Origin of the sequence: Mycobacterium sp. SMC-4, from assembly GCF_050205565.1 — a bacterium.
In the GTDB taxonomy this organism is placed as follows: Bacteria; Actinomycetota; Actinomycetes; order Mycobacteriales; family Mycobacteriaceae; genus Mycobacterium.
The window spans coordinates 299,358-313,536 of the sequence record NZ_JBNMQU010000004.1 but is presented as its reverse complement, the minus strand read 5'-3'; the positions used below and the strand labels follow the sequence as shown (position 1 = coordinate 313,536).

The window sequence follows — 14,179 nt, the reverse complement described above, 5'->3', positions numbered from 1 at the left end:
CTTAGCCGGAGAGGTTGAAGTTGCCGGACGCGCCGTACACGGCGAGCGAGATGAACAGCACGATGGTCACGACCACGATCAGCGAGGTGCGCACCGCCTGACCGACGGCGATGCCGACGCCCACCGGGCCGCCGGAGGCGTTGTAGCCGTAGTAGGTGTGCACCAGCATGACCGCGACCGCCATCACGACGGCCTGCAGGAACGACCACAGCAGGTCGCTCGGGATCAGGAAGGTGTTGAAGTAGTGGTCATAGAGGCCCGAGGACTGACCGTTGATGTAGACGGTGGTGAAGCGGGCCGCGAAGAACGCGGACAGGACCGACAACGCGTACAACGGCACGATCGCGATCAGTCCGGCGACGATGCGTGTCGACACCAGATACGAAACCGCATGCACTGCCATGGATTCCACGGCGTCGATCTCCTCGGCGACGCGCATGGCACCCAGCTGTGCCGTGGCTCCGGCGCCGATGGTGGCCGCGAGCGCGATGCCCGCGATCACCGGTGCCACGATGCGCACGTTGAGGAAGGCTGACAGGAAGCCGGTCAGCGCCTCGATGCCAATGTTGCCCAGCGACGAGTAGCCCTGCACGGCCAGGACGCCACCGGAGGCCAGGGTCATGAACGCCGCGACCCCGACGGTGCCGCCGATCATGATCAGAGCGCCGGTGCCCATGGACATCTCGGCGATCAGCCGGATCGTCTCCTTGCGGTACCGGGTGAGCGCGTTCGGCACGTAGCGGAACGTCTCGCCGTAGAACAGCGCCTGCTCACCGATGGTGTCGACGAGTTTCGGCACGCCGCGCATGAGCCGGCGGAAACGGAGGGTGGCGTCGTAACTCATGCGTCCAACACCCGCACGCCGACCGCGGTCATGATCACGTTGATGACGAACAGACAGATGAACGCGTACACCACGGTTTCGTTCACGGCGTTGCCCACGCCTTTCGGGCCACCCTGGACGGTGAGCCCCCGGTAGCAGCCGACAAGACCGGCCACGACACCGAACAGCAGGGCTTTGATCTCGGCGAGGATGAGCTCGGGCAGCCCGGTCAGCACGGTCAGCCCGTTGATGAAGGCGCCGGGGTTGACGCCCTGCAGGAACACCGAGAACACGTAGCCGCCCGACAACCCGATCAGGCAGACCAGGCCGTTGAGCAGCAGCGCCACGAACGTCGAGGCCAGCACGCGCGGCACCACCAGACGCTGGATGGGGTCGATGCCCAGCACCCGCATCGCGTCGATCTCCTCGCGGATGGTGCGCGCGCCGAGGTCGGCGCAGATCGCGGTGGCTCCGGCGCCGGCGACGACGAGCACGGTCACCACGGGACCGAGCTGGGTGATGGTCCCGAACGCCGTGCCGGCGCCCGAGAGGTCGGCCGCGCCGATCTCGCGCAACAGGATGTTCAGGGTGAACGAGACGAGCACCGTGAACGGGATCGCGACCAGCAGCGTGGGAACCAGGGAGACTCTGGCAATCATCCACGTCTGATCGAGGAATTCGCGGAACTGGAATGGACGCCGGAAAGTCTTGACGAAGGTGTCCAGAGACATTTCGACGAACCCGCCCACAGCCCGTGCCGGCGCCGCAAGCTGTTCGATCAAGTCGGCTCCGTTCCTTCGGGACAGGGTGTCGGGGGCTCAGCCGTGGCGAACAACCGCAAACTGCCCGCCTGTGCTGCCTCCCCGCCCTGGTCAGATGCGCTGCTCTCCGTGAGCCGGATCATACTAACTAGAACGTGTTCGCGGTGTCAAAGCTGGGTAATATGACGCACTTCGTTACATTCTTGCACGTCAGTGACACTGTGACCTAGGTCATTCTAGAACGTGTTCTAGTGGACGACAACCCCTCCGCGTTGCGGTGGTCAGGCAGGGTCACCCAGGCCCATAGCAGCAGAGAAACTCCGCCCGGGATCGCGATCAGCAAAGTAATTGGCCAGGGTGTCCGACAGCGCTGTCGGCTCCCAGCTGTCGCCGTCGGCGCTGAACTGATGCTCCGCCGTCGGTGCCGCAAGAAGCGTCACCGTCGGACCATAGACGATGAACAGCTGGCCGTTGACCGCTTCGCTGGCCGGCGAGGCCAAGAACCGGACCAGGTTGACCACGTGCTCGGGCGACAGCGGATCGACCGCACCTTCGGGCAGGTCGGGCGCGTCACCGAAGACGCCGGCGGTCATCGCGGTGCGGGCGCGCGGCGCGATCGCGTTCGCACGGACCCCGAAGCGGTGCAGCGCGCGCGCGGCCGACAGCGTCAGGGCGGTGATGCCGGCCTTGGCGGCGCCGTAGTTGGGCTGGCCCACCGGACCGGACAAGCCGGCTTCGGACGAGGTGTTGATGATCCGGCCGTAGATCTGACCGTCACCCTCCTTGGCCTTGTTGCGCCAGTAGGTCGCGGCGTTGCGGGTCAGCAGGAAATGCCCGCGCAGGTGCACCGCGATGACGGCGTCCCACTCCTCGTCGGACATGTTGAACAGGATCCGGTCGCGCGTGATGCCGGCGTTGTTGACGACGATGCTCAGACCGCCCAGACCGTCGGCGGTCGCGACGAGTTCGTCGGCGGTGCTGCGCGCGCTGATGTCACCGGCGACCGCGACGCCCTTGGCGCCGGCGGCGGCGATCTCGTCGAGGACGTCGGACTTTTCGAGGGCGGCGGCGATGTCGTTGACGACGACGGTGGCGCCGGCGCGGGCCAGGCCCACGGCCTCGGCGCGGCCGAGTCCGGCGGCGGCTCCGGTGACGACCGCGACGCGGCCGGACAGATCAATCTGGCTCAATTTATGAATACCTCTAGTCGTGGCGGATCAGGGCAGCTCGGGGGCACTCGTTGACCGACTGCACGGCCAGCTCCTCCTGGTCGGCCGGCACCGGGTCGGCCTTGACGACGGCGTAGTCGTCGTCATCGAGGTCGAACAGGTCGGGCGCAATTCCGACGCACACCGCGTTGCCTTCGCAACGGTCGCGATCGACTTCCACTCGCATGACTTCCTCCTGTCCGGCCTGGCGGTCCGAGCTTGCCGGGCGTTCAGTCTGACACCACCCTGGACCCCAAGACTAGAACGTGTTACAAACCGGGGAGCCGCTGAGGTATGCCTTCGTATTCCGCGGCACCTTTTCAGAGCAAGACTTGCAGACGAGTGAGGACGCGCGATGCGAATCGGCTATACCCCTGAGCAGGAGGAGCTTCGTCGCGAGCTGCGCGCGTACTTCGCCAAGCTCATGACGCCCGAGCGCGCCGAGGCGCTGGCGAGCAACGACGGCGAGGTCGGGCGCGGCAACGTCTACCGCGAGACCGTCGCACAGATGGGCAAGGACGGCTGGCTCACGCTGTCGTGGCCCAAGGAGTTCGGCGGCCAGGCACGCCCGCCGATGGACGGACTGATCTTCAACGACGAGGCCGCGATCGCCAACGTGCCGGTGCCGTTTCTGACCATCAACAGCGTCGCACCGACGATCATGGCGTTCGGCACCGAGGAGCAGAAGAACTTCTACCTGCCCCGCATCGCCTCGGGCGATCTGCACTTCTCGATCGGCTACTCCGAGCCCGGCGCGGGCACCGACCTGGCAGCGCTGCGGACCACCGCGGTCCGCGACGGTGACGAGTACGTCATCAACGGACAGAAGATGTGGACGTCGCTGATCGCCTACGCCGACTACGTCTGGCTGGCCGTGCGCACCAATCCCGAAGCCAAGAAGCACCGCGGCATTTCGATGCTGATCGTGCCGACCACCGCCGAGGGCTTCTCGTGGACCCCGGTGCACACGATGTCCGGTGTGGACACCAGCGCCACCTACTACCAGGACGTGCGGGTGCCGGTGAGCAACCTGGTCGGCGAGGAGAACGCCGGCTGGAAGCTGGTCACCAACCAGCTCAATCACGAACGCGTCGCGCTGGTCTCGGCGCAGCCGATCTTCGTCGCCCTCGACGGCGTGCGTGAGTGGGCGCAGAACACCAAAGATGTGCACGGCAAGCGCCTGATCGACTCGCAGTGGGTGCAGCTGAACCTGGCACGCGTGCACGCCAAGGCCGAGGTGCTCAAGCTGATCAACTGGGAGCTGGCTTCCACCGAAGCCGCGCCGTCGCCGGCCGACGCGTCGGCGGCCAAGGTGTTCGGCACCGAGCTGGCCACCGAGGCCTACCGCCTGTTGATGGAGGTACTGGGCACGGCCGCGACACTGCGCCCGGATTCCAAGGGCGCGCTGCTGCGTGGCCGGGTCGAGCGGATGCACCGGTCGTGCCTGATCTTGACCTTCGGCGGCGGCACCAACGAGATCCAACGCGACATCATCGGCATGGTGGCCCTCGGCCTGCCCCGGGTGAACCGCTGAGAGACGGAGACTTCTGATGGATTTTTCGACGACTGAGGCCAGCGAGGATCTCGGCGGGCTGGCGCGCACCATCACCGAATCGGTGTGCACACCCGAGCACCAGCGCGAACTCGACGGCCTCGACCAGCGCTTCGACCGAACGCTGTGGTCCAAGCTGGTCGACGCCGACATTCTGTCGGCCGCCGCGCCGGAGTCGGTGGGCGGCGGTGGTTTCGGGGTGCTCGAGCAGGTCGCGGTGCTGGTGGCGTTGGGCCGCCAAATGGCCGCGGTGCCGTACCTGGAGTCGGCGGTGGTCAGTGCAGGGGCGCTGGCGCAGTTCGGCCCCGACGCGCTCGCCCAGCAGTGGGCGGCGCCCGCGGTCAAAGGCGAGACGATCCTGACCGTCGCCCTCGACGGCGACCCCGGCGAGGGTCCGGTCCGCGTGCGGGCCGCTGACGGCGGCTTCCGGCTCACCGGGACCCGCACCCAGGTGCCGTTCGGGCCGGTCGCCGACGCATTCCTGGTTCCGGCCGAAACCGACGGCGGTCTGGAGGTTTTCGTCGTCTCGGCTGCTGACCCCGGGGTGAGTGTGGAGCCGCTGTCGGTCACCGGCCGCTCCAGCATGGGCTATCTGACACTGTCCGATGTCTCACTCGGCGCCGATCGTGTGCTGACCGGCGGCCAGTCGATCCTGCCCTGGATCACCGGACGCCTCTCCTTGGGGCGCAGCGCGTTTCAGCTCGGTGTCGTGGAGCGCGCGCTCGAGCTCACCGCGGCCTATGCACGGGAACGGGAGCAATTCGACCGCCCGATCGGCAGCTTCCAGGCGGTGTCGTCACGGCTGGCCGACGGCTACATCGACACCAAGGCGCTGCGGATGACACTGACGCAGGCCGCATACCGGCTGTCGGAGGGCCTGTCCGCCGACCTCGACATCGACACCGCGGCGTTCTGGGCCGCGGAGGCCGGACACCGCGTCGCCCACACCGCCGTCCATGTGCACGGCGGTGTCGGCATCGACATGGATCACCCGATCCACCGGTACTTCCTGGCCGCCAAGCAAACCGAGTTCGCGCTCGGCAGCGCCACCGGTGCACTGCTGCGCATCGGTGCCGAGCTGGCCGACACCCCGGTCTGACGGACGCGTGACGCAACCTACGGTGGCGTCGCTGCTGACGCCGCTGGTCGACGTCGACGACCGAGGTGTCAGCTTCGTCGACGGTGACTCGGCGACGTGGTCGTCGTGGCGGGACCACATCGGTGATGCGGCCGCACTGGCGGCGCTGCTGCGCTCACGGCTCGACCCGGACCGTCCGCCGCACGTCGGCGTGCTGCTGGGCAACACGCCGTTCTTCGGCACGGTGCTGGTCGCGGCGGCACTGTCGGGCATCGTGCCGGTCGGACTGAATCCGACCCGGCGGGGCGCGGCGCTGGCCCGCGACGTCGACCACGCCGACTGCCAACTGGTGCTCGCCGACAGTGCGGAGTTCGCCGGTGCGCTCGACGTCGAATCCCCCGATTTCGCCACCGAACTCGACGCGCACCGCGGTGCGCCGGTGGACTTCCGCAACGCCGATCCCGACGACCTGTTCATGTTGATCTTCACCTCGGGTACCAGTGGCGATCCGAAGGCGGTGCGCTGCACGCACGAGAAGGTGGCGTTCCCCGGGACCATGCTGGCCGAGCGGTTCGGTCTGGGCCCGTCGGACACCTGCTATCTGTCGATGCCGTTGTTCCACTCCAACGCGATCATGGCCGGGTGGGCGCCGGCGGTGGCCGCCGGGGCATCGATTGCTCTGCGGCGCAAGTTCTCTGCGTCGCAGTTCTTTCCGGATGTCCGCCGGTTCGGCGCGACGTATGCCAACTATGTCGGCAAGCCGCTGTCCTACATCCTCGCCACCCCGGAGCGTCCCGACGATGCCGACAATCCCTTGCGGATCGCGTACGGCAACGAGGGCGCACCGCGCGATCTGACGCGCTTCGCGCAGCGATTCGATGTCCGCGTCGTCGACGGATTCGGTTCCAGCGAGGGCGGGGTGTCGATCGCCCGCACCCCCGATACCCCCGAAGCGGCGCTGGGCCCGCTGGCGAACGGGGTCACCATCGTCGACGTGGACACCGGCGCCGAGTGCCCACCCGGCGTCGTCGGCGAACTGGTGAACGCCGCCGGGCGGGGTCAGTTCCGCGGGTATTACCGCGATCCCGAGGCCGAAGCCGAGCGGATGCGCGGCGGGGTGTACCACAGCGGCGATCTGGCCTACCGGGACGAGGACGGCTTCGCGTACTTCGCGGGACGGTTGGGTGACTGGATGCGGGTCGACGGCGAGAACCTCGGCACCGCGCCGATCGAGCGGATCCTGCTGCGTCATCCCGACATCAACGAGGTTGCCGTGTACCCGATCCCCGATCCCGCGGTGGGCGATCAGGTGATGGCGGCGGTCGTGCTGCGCGACGGCGTCGGGTTCGACGTCGAGCACTTCGTCGAATTCCTCTCCGCACAGGCGGATCTCGGGCCGAAGCAGTGGCCGTCTTACATCCGGGTCGGCACGACGCTACCGCGCACCGAGACGTTCAAGGTGATCAAGCGCCAACTCAGCGCCGAGGCCACACAGTGCGCGGACCCCGTGTTCGAGATCCGGCGACCGTGACCACGCGCGCGAGGACATCGCCGGCATGCTGCTCGACCGGGCGCGGCCGCCCGCGCGACCGGATGCGCAGAAGCGCTGATCAGCTCCCGCGGATGCCGTCGAGACGCTTGGTGGCTTCCTCGAATCCACTGACCAGTTCGGCGATGATGTCGGCGACCGGACGGATCTCGTTCATGCGGCCGACGATCTGCCCCACCGGCATGGCGACCGTGGTCGGATCGGCCGACTGGCTCATCCGCTGATGGGCCTCGCTGACCAGGATGTTCTGCAACGGCATCGGCAGCGGATCCGGAGCGCCCTCGGCGTCCCATGCGTCGGTCCAGCGGCTCTTGAGTAGCCGGGCCGGCTTGCCGGTGTAGATCCGGCGTCGCACGGTGTCGGCCGAGGTGGCGTTGAGCATGGCCTCCTGGATCACCGAGCGGCCCGATTCCAGACGCACCCCCAGGTCGTATTCGGCCGACGTCAGGAACGCCGATCCCATCCAGACCCCTTGTGCGCCAAGGGCCAACGCGGCAGCTACCTGGCGACCGGTGCCGATACCGCCCGCAGCGAGCACCGGCGCCTTGCCGTCGAGCGCGTCGACGATCTCCGGCCACAGCACCATCGAGCCGATCTCACCGGTGTGGCCACCGGCTTCGTGCCCCTGCGCGACGACGATGTCCACGCCGTTCTCCACATGGCGCAGCGCGTGTTTCGGCGAACCGGCCAGCGCCGCGACCGGTACTCCGGCGGCATGCACCTGGTCGATGACGTCCTTGGGCGGCGAGCCCAGCGCATTGGCGATCAGCTTGATCGGGTGCTTGAGCGCGACCTCGACGTGGCTGCGGGCGACCGAATGCAGCCATCCCAGAACGCCTTCGGAGCGGTCCTCGTCCTCGGGCAGCGGCGGCACGCCGAGGTCGGCGAGGGTCTTGTCGACGAACTCGCGGTGCTCGGCCGGGATCAGCTTGTTGATGTCGACCGAGGTTCCTTCGGTGGGCACCTTGGCCGGCATGACGACGTCGACGCCGTAGGGCTTGCCGTCGGTGTTGGCATCCATCCACTGCAGGACGTTCTCGAGGTCGTCGGCGTCGTTGAACCGCACGCAGCCGAGCACCCCGAGCCCACCGGCCTTCGACACGGCCGCCGCGACCTTCTCCGAGGGGGTGAAGACGAAGATCGGGTACTCGATGCCGAAGCGATCACAGAGTTCGGTGCGCATCAGGATTTTGCTCCTACGTGGTTGGCGTGGACCTCGTCGGCCGGACGTTCTTCGGTGGTGTCCTTGGCCCAGCGGTAGTCGGGCTTGCCCGCAGGCGAACGCTTGACCTCGTCGACGTACCAGAGGCTGCGCGGCACCTTGTATCCGGCGATCTCCTTGCGGACATGGGCGTCGAGCTCGGCCAACGTCGGACGGGTGCCCTCACGGGGCTGCACGACCGCGGCCACATGCTGACCGAAGCGCGGGTCGGGAACGCCGACAACCAGCGCATCGAACACGTCGGGGTGCCCCTTGAGCGCAGCCTCGACCTCTTCGGGGTAGATCTTCTCGCCGCCGCTGTTGATCGAGACCGATCCGCGGCCGAGCATCGTGACGCTGCCGTCTTCCTCGACCGTGGCGTAGTCGCCCGGGATCGCGTAGCGAACCCCTTTGATGGTCCGGAAGGTCTCGGCGGTCTTCTTCTCGTCCTTGTAGTAGCCCACCGGGATGTGACCGCGCTTGGCGATCACGCCGCGCACCCCGCTGCCCGGCTTGACCTCGTTGCCGTCGTCGTCGATCACGACGACGTTCTTGTCGATGGTCACGCGCGGGCCACCGGTGTGCGACTGGCCCTTGGCGACCACGCTGCTGCCGCCGAAGCCGGTCTCCGACGAACCGATCGAGTCGGTGATGATGCGGTTGGGCAGCAGCTCGAGGAACTTCTCCTTGAGGCTGGTGGAGAACAGCGCCGCGGTGCTGGCCAACAGGAACAGGCTCGACAGGTCGTACTGCTTGCCCTCCTCCTGGTGCGCGAGCAGGACGTCGAGCAGGGGGCGGGCCATCGCGTCGCCGGTGAAGAACAGCAGGTTCACCTTGTGCTTCTCGATTGTCCGCCAGACCTCTTCGGGGTCGAACTCCGGCACCAGCAAGGTGGTCTGCCCGGCGAACAACGCCATCCAGGTGGCCGACTGCGTCGCACCGTGGATCATCGGCGGGATCGGGTAACGCACCATCGGACCGTTTTCCACCGCCTGCTTGGCCAGCCCGTACTCGTCGGCGATCGGCTCGCCGGTGGCAAAGTCGGTGCCGCCGAACAGGACTCGGTAGATGTCCTCATGACGCCACATCACGCCCTTGGGGAAACCGGTGGTGCCGCCGGTGTAGAGCAGGTAGATGTCGTCCTCGCTGCGCGGACCGAAATCGCGCTCCGGCGAACCCTGCGCCAGCGCTTCGTCGAACTCGACCCCGCCGTACCGCTGGTAGTCCTCGTCGGTCCCGTCTTCGATGACCAGCACGGTCTTCACAGCCGGCGTCTCGGGCAGCACATTGGCGACCCGGTCGGCGTAGCGGCGCTCGTGGATCAGCGCGACCATGTCGGAGTTGTCGAAAAGGTACTTGAGCTCCCCTTCGACATAGCGGAAGTTGACGTTGACCAGGATCGCGCCGGCCTTGATGATGCCCAGCATCCCGACGACGATCTCGATGCGGTTCCGGCAGTACAGCCCGACCTTGTCGTCCTTCTTGATGCCCTGGTCGAGCAGGTAGTGCGCCAGGCGGTTGGCCTTCTCCTCCAACTCCGCGTAGGTCAGCGTCTCGTCGCCCGAAATCAGGGCGACGCGGTCAGGCACGGCGTCGATGGCGTGCTCGGCGAGATCGGCGATGTTCAGAGCCACGGCTCTAAATTAGAACGTGTTACATTTCGAGACAAGTCCGTGGCATCGACGCTGGAAGGCGGATCAATTCGTGAGCGACGCACAGAACTCGGAAAAGGCTCCCGACGCCCTCGTTGAACAGCGGGGACACACGCTCATCGTCACGATGAATCGGCCGGAGAAGCGCAATGCGCTGTCCGCCGAGATGATGCGGATCATGGTCGAGGCCTGGGATCGCGTCGACTCCGACCCGGACATCCGCAGCTGCGTCCTGACCGGCGCCGGCGGGGCTTTCTGCGCGGGCATGGACCTCAAGAAGGCTGACAGCCAGTCGCCCGGTGACTCGTTCAAGTCCGGCTACGACCCGTCGAAGATCCCCGCGCTGCTGAAGGGCCGCCGGTTGAAGAAGCCGCTGATCGCGGCGGTCGAAGGTGCCGCCATCGCCGGCGGCACGGAGATCCTGCAGGGCACCGACATCCGTGTCGCAGGCGAGAGCGCGAAGTTCGGCGTGTCCGAGGCCAAGTGGAGCCTCTACCCGATGGGCGGGTCGGCGGTCCGGTTGGTCCGGCAGATCCCCTACACCATCGCCTGCGACATCCTGCTCACCGGACGCCACATCACCGCGGCCGAGGCCAAGGAGTTCGGGCTGATCGGCCACGTGGTTCCCGACGGCCAGGCGCTGACGAAGGCGCTCGAGATCGCCGAGATCATCAACGGCAACGGCCCCCTCGCGGTGCAGGCGATACTGAAGACCATCCGCGAGACCGAAGGCATGCACGAGGAGGAGGCCTTCGGTCCCGATACGGCCAACGGCATCCCGGTGTTCCTCTCCGAGGACTCGAAGGAGGGTCCGAAGGCGTTCCTCGAGAAGCGCAAGCCGGTCTGGAAGCTGAAGTAGGCGCCCGGTTCGGGCCGGCGGTCGCTCGCTCGGTCGCGCTGGCCCGGTCGCGCTGGCCCCAATAGCCCCACCTATCCGCTTTCTGCAGAGGGTCACTCGCACTTTCTCTGCAAAAGTCCGATATGTGAGGCCCGTGCGACTCGCGCTACCCGCACCGGACGAGACGGCGTGAACACCACGGGCATCGACTCCAGACCGCTGACGAAGTTCGCCGGCCGCAGCGAAAGCACGGTCCCGACAGCCCCGTCGCAGCCGTCGCGGCTCGCCCAGACATGCTGGCCCCAACAGCCCCACCTATCCGCTTTCTGCAGACGGTTACTCGCACTTTCTCTGCAAAAGTCCGATACGTGGTGCCCGTGGGACTGCCGCTAGCCCAGCACCTTCGCCGACGGCGTGAACACCACCGGCATCGACTCCAGACCGGACACGAAGTTCGCCGGCCGCAGCGGAAGCATGGAGTCGTCGGCCAGCCGCAGGTCGGGCAGGCGCTCGAGCACCTTGGTCAGCATGATCTTCAACTCGAGCCGGGCCAGTTGGTTACCGAGGCAGAAGTGTGTACCGAACCCAAAAGCCAAGTGGCTGTTCGGGTTGCGGTGGATGTCGAACTCTTCAGGATTCTCGAACACGGCCTCGTCGAAGTTCGCCGACTCGAACATCAGCATGATCTTCTCCCCCGCCGTCAGCGAGGTGCCGTGGAACTCGGTGTCGGCGGTCAGCGTGCGGCACATGTTCTTCACCGGCGAGGTCCAGCGCAGCATCTCCTCGATGGCGCCCGGCAGCAATTCGACGCGCTGCCCGTGGTCTTCGCGCGAGCGCTCATCCGCCACCAGTTGCTGCCACTGATCCTGGTGGCGCAGCAGCTGTTCGGTGCCGCCGGAGAGCGTGTGCCGGGTGGTCTCGTCGCCGCCGATGAGGATCAGCAGTGTCTCGAAGACGATCTCGTCGTCGGACATCCGCTGGCCCTCGACCTCGGAGTTGCACAGCACCGTGAACAGGTCGTCGCGCGGGTTGGCCCGCCGGTCCGCGATGACCTCCATGGTGAACGCGGTGTACGCCGCGAAGGTGTCCATCAGCTTCTGGATGGCGGCCTCGTCGAGGTGTGAGCTGAGCCCGCACACCAGGTCGTCGGACCACGTCAGCAGTTTTTCGCGTTCCTCGGGCAGCACCCCGAGCATGTCGCCGATCACGGCCATCGGCAGCGGCGCGGCGATGTCGCGGACGAAGTCGGCTTCCCCGCGTTCGCACACCGCGTCGATCAGCGTGTCGCACAACGCCTCGATGGACGGCAGCCGATCCATCACGCGCTTGCGGGTGAAGCCGGCGTTGACGAGCTTGCGCCGCAACAGATGTGCCGGATCGTCCATGTCGATCATGTACGGCATGCCGGGCTGGTCCGGGCGGATGCCTCCGGTGCTGGAGAACAGCTCGGGGTTGCGCTCGGCGTCGAGCACGGCCTGGTAGGTGGTGGCGGCGGCCTGTCCGTTGCGGTCCCGGAACACCGGCTGGTTGGCCCGCATCCACTTGTAGGCCTCGCGGGCAGCGCGGCCGTCGGCGTAGAACCGGCCGTCGGCGAGGTCGACGTCGAGCGCGGCAGGGGTGGTGGTCGTCATCGCTCTCCTACGATTCGGGCGTCGCTGAAGGTCATGTCGACGTTGGCCGCCGAACTCGATACCAGCGCGCGTTTCGGAAAGCCTAGGGAAGCCAGCTCGGCCGCGTAGGGATGTTCGCCAAGCCGGACCGAAACTCCGCCCGGCCGGTACCGGACGCCGGAGAGCACCATCTGTCCCGGTGTCTCGCGGACGACGCCGTCGAGGCACGAATAGGTCGAGTGCACCTGCGGCCGCGACGTCAGCGCCGCCGGCGTCGGTAGCCCGGGCGCGAAATCCATGGCGATGACGAACTTTCCGTCGATCGTCACGTCGAAGCCGAAGTGCCGGCCGTTGCGGACGGTGAAGTCGGCCATCACCTTCGGGTAGCCCCAGATGGTCCGACCGGCCTCCAACGTGAAGGACTGGTCGACCGGCAGGTGGTGGACGAACGCCCCGGCCGACTGCAGTGCCTTCATCCCGCTGGCGTTCGGGTCGTCCGGCGGGTTGACCATCACGTTGGTGCCGTACTCGTAGTACTGCCCCAGGTCGGTGTCCTCGTAGCGCATCAGCATCAGCACCACCAGCGCGCGGCGGTTGCCGGGTCCGAACCGGCACACCCGCAGGCCGCTGTAGTCGATCATCCGCTGGGCGGCGTCGGCGTCGACGACGAACATCGCGGTGTGCTGGTGGGCGGTGCGCACCCGGATCGGCATCGTCAGGACCGTGCCGGCGATGGTGTGCTGGGAAGGCGTTACGTCCGTCACACCCCTGAATCTAGAACCTGTTCTAGATTCAGGGCAAGGAAGTGTCTACACCGACGTCGAGACCAGTCCGGCGAGGTCGCGGATCTGCTCCGTCGAGCGGGCGCCGACGACCATCATGGTCACTCCGGACGCCTCCCACGCCTTGATCTGGTCCTGGACGTAAGCGAGGTCGCCCACGATCGCGGAGTCGTCGACCAGCTCGTCGGGAATCACCTTCGCCGCCTCATCTTTCCGGTCACTGCGGAACAGCCGGGTGACGTCGTCGACCACCTCCGCGTAACCCATCCGGCGGTAGACGTCGGCGTGGAAGTTGGTGTCCTCAGCACCCATGCCGCCCATGTACAGCGCCAGGTGCGGCTTCATCAGCTCAATGATCTCGGCGCGGTCGTCGGTGACGACGACCTGCGCGGTCGCGCAGATCTCGAACGTCTCGCGGGTGTGCCGGGCGCCGGGTCGCGCGAAGCCCTCGTCGAGCCACTCGTTGTACATCGTCGCGATGCGCGGCGAGTAGAAGATCGGCAGCCAACCGTCGCAGATCTCGGCGGCCAGTGCCACGTTCTTGGGTCCCTCGGCGCCCAACATCACCGGAATGTCGGCACGCAGCGGATGCGTGATCGGCTTGAGATTCTTCCCCAGTCCGGTGGTGCCGTCACCCGTCAGCGGCAGTGGGTAGTGGGGGCCGTCGCTGCGCACAGGAGCCTCGCGCGCCCACACCTGACGCAGGATGTCGATGTACTCGCGCGTGCGGGCCAGCGGCTTCGGGAACTTCGCGCCGTACCACCCCTCGACGACCTGTGGCCCCGACACCCCGAGCCCGAGGATGTGCCGTCCGCCGGAGAGGTGATCCAACGTCAGCGCGGCCATCGCGCAGGCGGTCGGGGTGCGCGCCGACAGCTGAACCACCGACGTGCCCAACCGCATCCGGCTGGTCTCGCGGCCCCACCACGCCAACGGGGTGAACGCGTCGGAGCCCCAGGCCTCGGCGGTGAACACCGTGTCGAAGCCGACCTCCTCGGCGGTGGCGACCAGTTCGGCGTGGTTACTGGGCGGCTGTGCGCCCCAGTAACCCAGCTGCAAGCCCAACTTCATCCGATCCGCCTTCCCTGGAAGCCACAACCGTGCCTTGAAACCATTCTTAGAACC

Annotated in this window: 13 protein-coding genes and 1 pseudogene; 4 read left to right on the top strand and 10 right to left on the bottom strand. The window is 67.1% G+C overall.

Annotation, left to right across the window (positions count from 1 at the left end; all coding sequences use genetic code 11):
- Position 1 precedes the first annotated feature (1 nt).
- The 4 genes from ACQI46_RS10235 to ACQI46_RS10220 all read right to left on the bottom strand — a co-directional run bounded on the left by ACQI46_RS10235 (position 2) and on the right by ACQI46_RS10220 (position 2,979).
- Positions 2 to 844 carry an MlaE family ABC transporter permease gene (locus tag ACQI46_RS10235; RefSeq protein ID WP_427093867.1) on the bottom strand — a complete coding sequence of 281 codons (843 nt, stop codon included), beginning with the start codon at positions 842 to 844 and terminating at the stop codon, positions 2 to 4.
- Positions 841 to 1,605 (bottom strand): MlaE family ABC transporter permease, encoded by a 765-nt coding sequence (locus tag ACQI46_RS10230; protein WP_427093866.1) that lies wholly within the window; start codon positions 1,603 to 1,605, stop codon positions 841 to 843. Before ACQI46_RS10230 ends, ACQI46_RS10235 begins: the two co-directional genes overlap by 4 nt.
- A gap of 260 nt (positions 1,606 to 1,865) precedes the next feature.
- A complete protein-coding gene (locus ACQI46_RS10225; protein ID WP_427093865.1) occupies positions 1,866 to 2,774 on the bottom strand; it encodes a 3-oxoacyl-ACP reductase in 909 nt (302 codons plus the stop codon).
- Positions 2,775 to 2,787: 13 nt separating this feature from the next.
- Entirely contained in the window at positions 2,788 to 2,979 is a 192-nt protein-coding gene (locus tag ACQI46_RS10220; RefSeq protein WP_427093864.1) for a ferredoxin, read from the bottom strand.
- A gap of 168 nt (positions 2,980 to 3,147) precedes the next feature.
- Between ACQI46_RS10220 and ACQI46_RS10215 the strand changes: the two genes are divergently transcribed.
- The 3 genes from ACQI46_RS10215 to fadD17 are packed head-to-tail and all read left to right on the top strand — an operon-like array spanning position 3,148 to position 6,953.
- Positions 3,148 to 4,326 (top strand): acyl-CoA dehydrogenase family protein, encoded by a 1,179-nt coding sequence (locus ACQI46_RS10215; RefSeq protein WP_427093863.1) that lies wholly within the window; start codon positions 3,148 to 3,150, stop codon positions 4,324 to 4,326.
- A 16-nt stretch (positions 4,327 to 4,342) separates the two neighbouring features.
- The gene (locus tag ACQI46_RS10210; RefSeq protein ID WP_427093862.1) at positions 4,343 to 5,443 is read left to right on the top strand and encodes an acyl-CoA dehydrogenase family protein; all 1,101 of its coding nucleotides are present in this window, start codon (positions 4,343 to 4,345) and stop codon (positions 5,441 to 5,443) included.
- A 7-nt stretch (positions 5,444 to 5,450) separates the two neighbouring features.
- On the top strand, positions 5,451 to 6,953 hold the full coding sequence (gene fadD17, locus ACQI46_RS10205) for a long-chain-fatty-acid--CoA ligase FadD17 (RefSeq protein ID WP_427093861.1): 1,503 nt from the start codon (positions 5,451 to 5,453) through the stop codon (positions 6,951 to 6,953).
- A 79-nt stretch (positions 6,954 to 7,032) separates the two neighbouring features.
- Here the strand turns inward: fadD17 and ACQI46_RS10200 are convergent, their stop codons facing one another.
- Positions 7,033 to 8,154: an NAD(P)H-dependent flavin oxidoreductase gene (locus tag ACQI46_RS10200; RefSeq protein WP_427093860.1), complete on the bottom strand. Its 1,122-nt coding sequence runs from the start codon at positions 8,152 to 8,154 to the stop codon at positions 7,033 to 7,035.
- Positions 8,154 to 9,806: an acyl-CoA synthetase gene (locus ACQI46_RS10195; protein WP_427093859.1), complete on the bottom strand. Its 1,653-nt coding sequence runs from the start codon at positions 9,804 to 9,806 to the stop codon at positions 8,154 to 8,156. The genes ACQI46_RS10200 and ACQI46_RS10195 overlap by 1 nt, the downstream gene beginning before the upstream one ends.
- A gap of 70 nt (positions 9,807 to 9,876) precedes the next feature.
- Here ACQI46_RS10195 and ACQI46_RS10190 point away from each other — a divergent pair, with 70 nt between their 5' ends.
- Positions 9,877 to 10,683 carry a crotonase/enoyl-CoA hydratase family protein gene (locus ACQI46_RS10190; protein ID WP_427093858.1) on the top strand — a complete coding sequence of 269 codons (807 nt, stop codon included), beginning with the start codon at positions 9,877 to 9,879 and terminating at the stop codon, positions 10,681 to 10,683.
- 92 nt (positions 10,684 to 10,775) lie between these two features.
- Here ACQI46_RS10190 and ACQI46_RS10185 read toward each other — a convergent pair.
- The 4 genes and pseudogenes from ACQI46_RS10185 to ACQI46_RS10170 form a co-directional block, all read right to left on the bottom strand.
- Positions 10,776 to 10,916, bottom strand: a pseudogene (locus ACQI46_RS10185) (hypothetical protein); the annotation flags it as partial.
- Positions 10,917 to 11,051: 135 nt separating this feature from the next.
- Positions 11,052 to 12,293: a cytochrome P450 gene (locus ACQI46_RS10180; RefSeq protein ID WP_427093857.1), complete on the bottom strand. Its 1,242-nt coding sequence runs from the start codon at positions 12,291 to 12,293 to the stop codon at positions 11,052 to 11,054.
- Complete coding sequence (locus tag ACQI46_RS10175) at positions 12,290 to 12,985, bottom strand: acetoacetate decarboxylase family protein (RefSeq protein ID WP_427093932.1); 696 nt, start codon at positions 12,983 to 12,985, stop codon at positions 12,290 to 12,292. Before ACQI46_RS10175 ends, ACQI46_RS10180 begins: the two co-directional genes overlap by 4 nt.
- Positions 12,986 to 13,081: 96 nt before the next feature.
- Positions 13,082 to 14,125, bottom strand: a complete 1,044-nt coding sequence (locus ACQI46_RS10170; protein ID WP_427093856.1) for an LLM class F420-dependent oxidoreductase — start codon at positions 14,123 to 14,125, stop codon at positions 13,082 to 13,084.
- Positions 14,126 to 14,179: the final 54 nt, after the last annotated feature.

Coding starts and splice junctions, on each gene's coding strand:
- ACQI46_RS10180 (WP_427093857.1), bottom strand. CDS start 12,293: ATGACGACCACCACCCCTGCCGCGCTCGACGTCGACCTCGCCGACGGC.
- ACQI46_RS10200 (WP_427093860.1), bottom strand. CDS start 8,154: ATGCGCACCGAACTCTGTGATCGCTTCGGCATCGAGTACCCGATCTTC.
- ACQI46_RS10220 (WP_427093864.1), bottom strand. CDS start 2,979: ATGCGAGTGGAAGTCGATCGCGACCGTTGCGAAGGCAACGCGGTGTGC.
- ACQI46_RS10215 (WP_427093863.1), top strand. CDS start 3,148: ATGCGAATCGGCTATACCCCTGAGCAGGAGGAGCTTCGTCGCGAGCTG.
- ACQI46_RS10235 (WP_427093867.1), bottom strand. CDS start 844: ATGAGTTACGACGCCACCCTCCGTTTCCGCCGGCTCATGCGCGGCGTG.
- ACQI46_RS10210 (WP_427093862.1), top strand. CDS start 4,343: ATGGATTTTTCGACGACTGAGGCCAGCGAGGATCTCGGCGGGCTGGCG.
- ACQI46_RS10170 (WP_427093856.1), bottom strand. CDS start 14,125: ATGAAGTTGGGCTTGCAGCTGGGTTACTGGGGCGCACAGCCGCCCAGT.
- ACQI46_RS10175 (WP_427093932.1), bottom strand. CDS start 12,985: ATGCCGATCCGGGTGCGCACCGCCCACCAGCACACCGCGATGTTCGTC.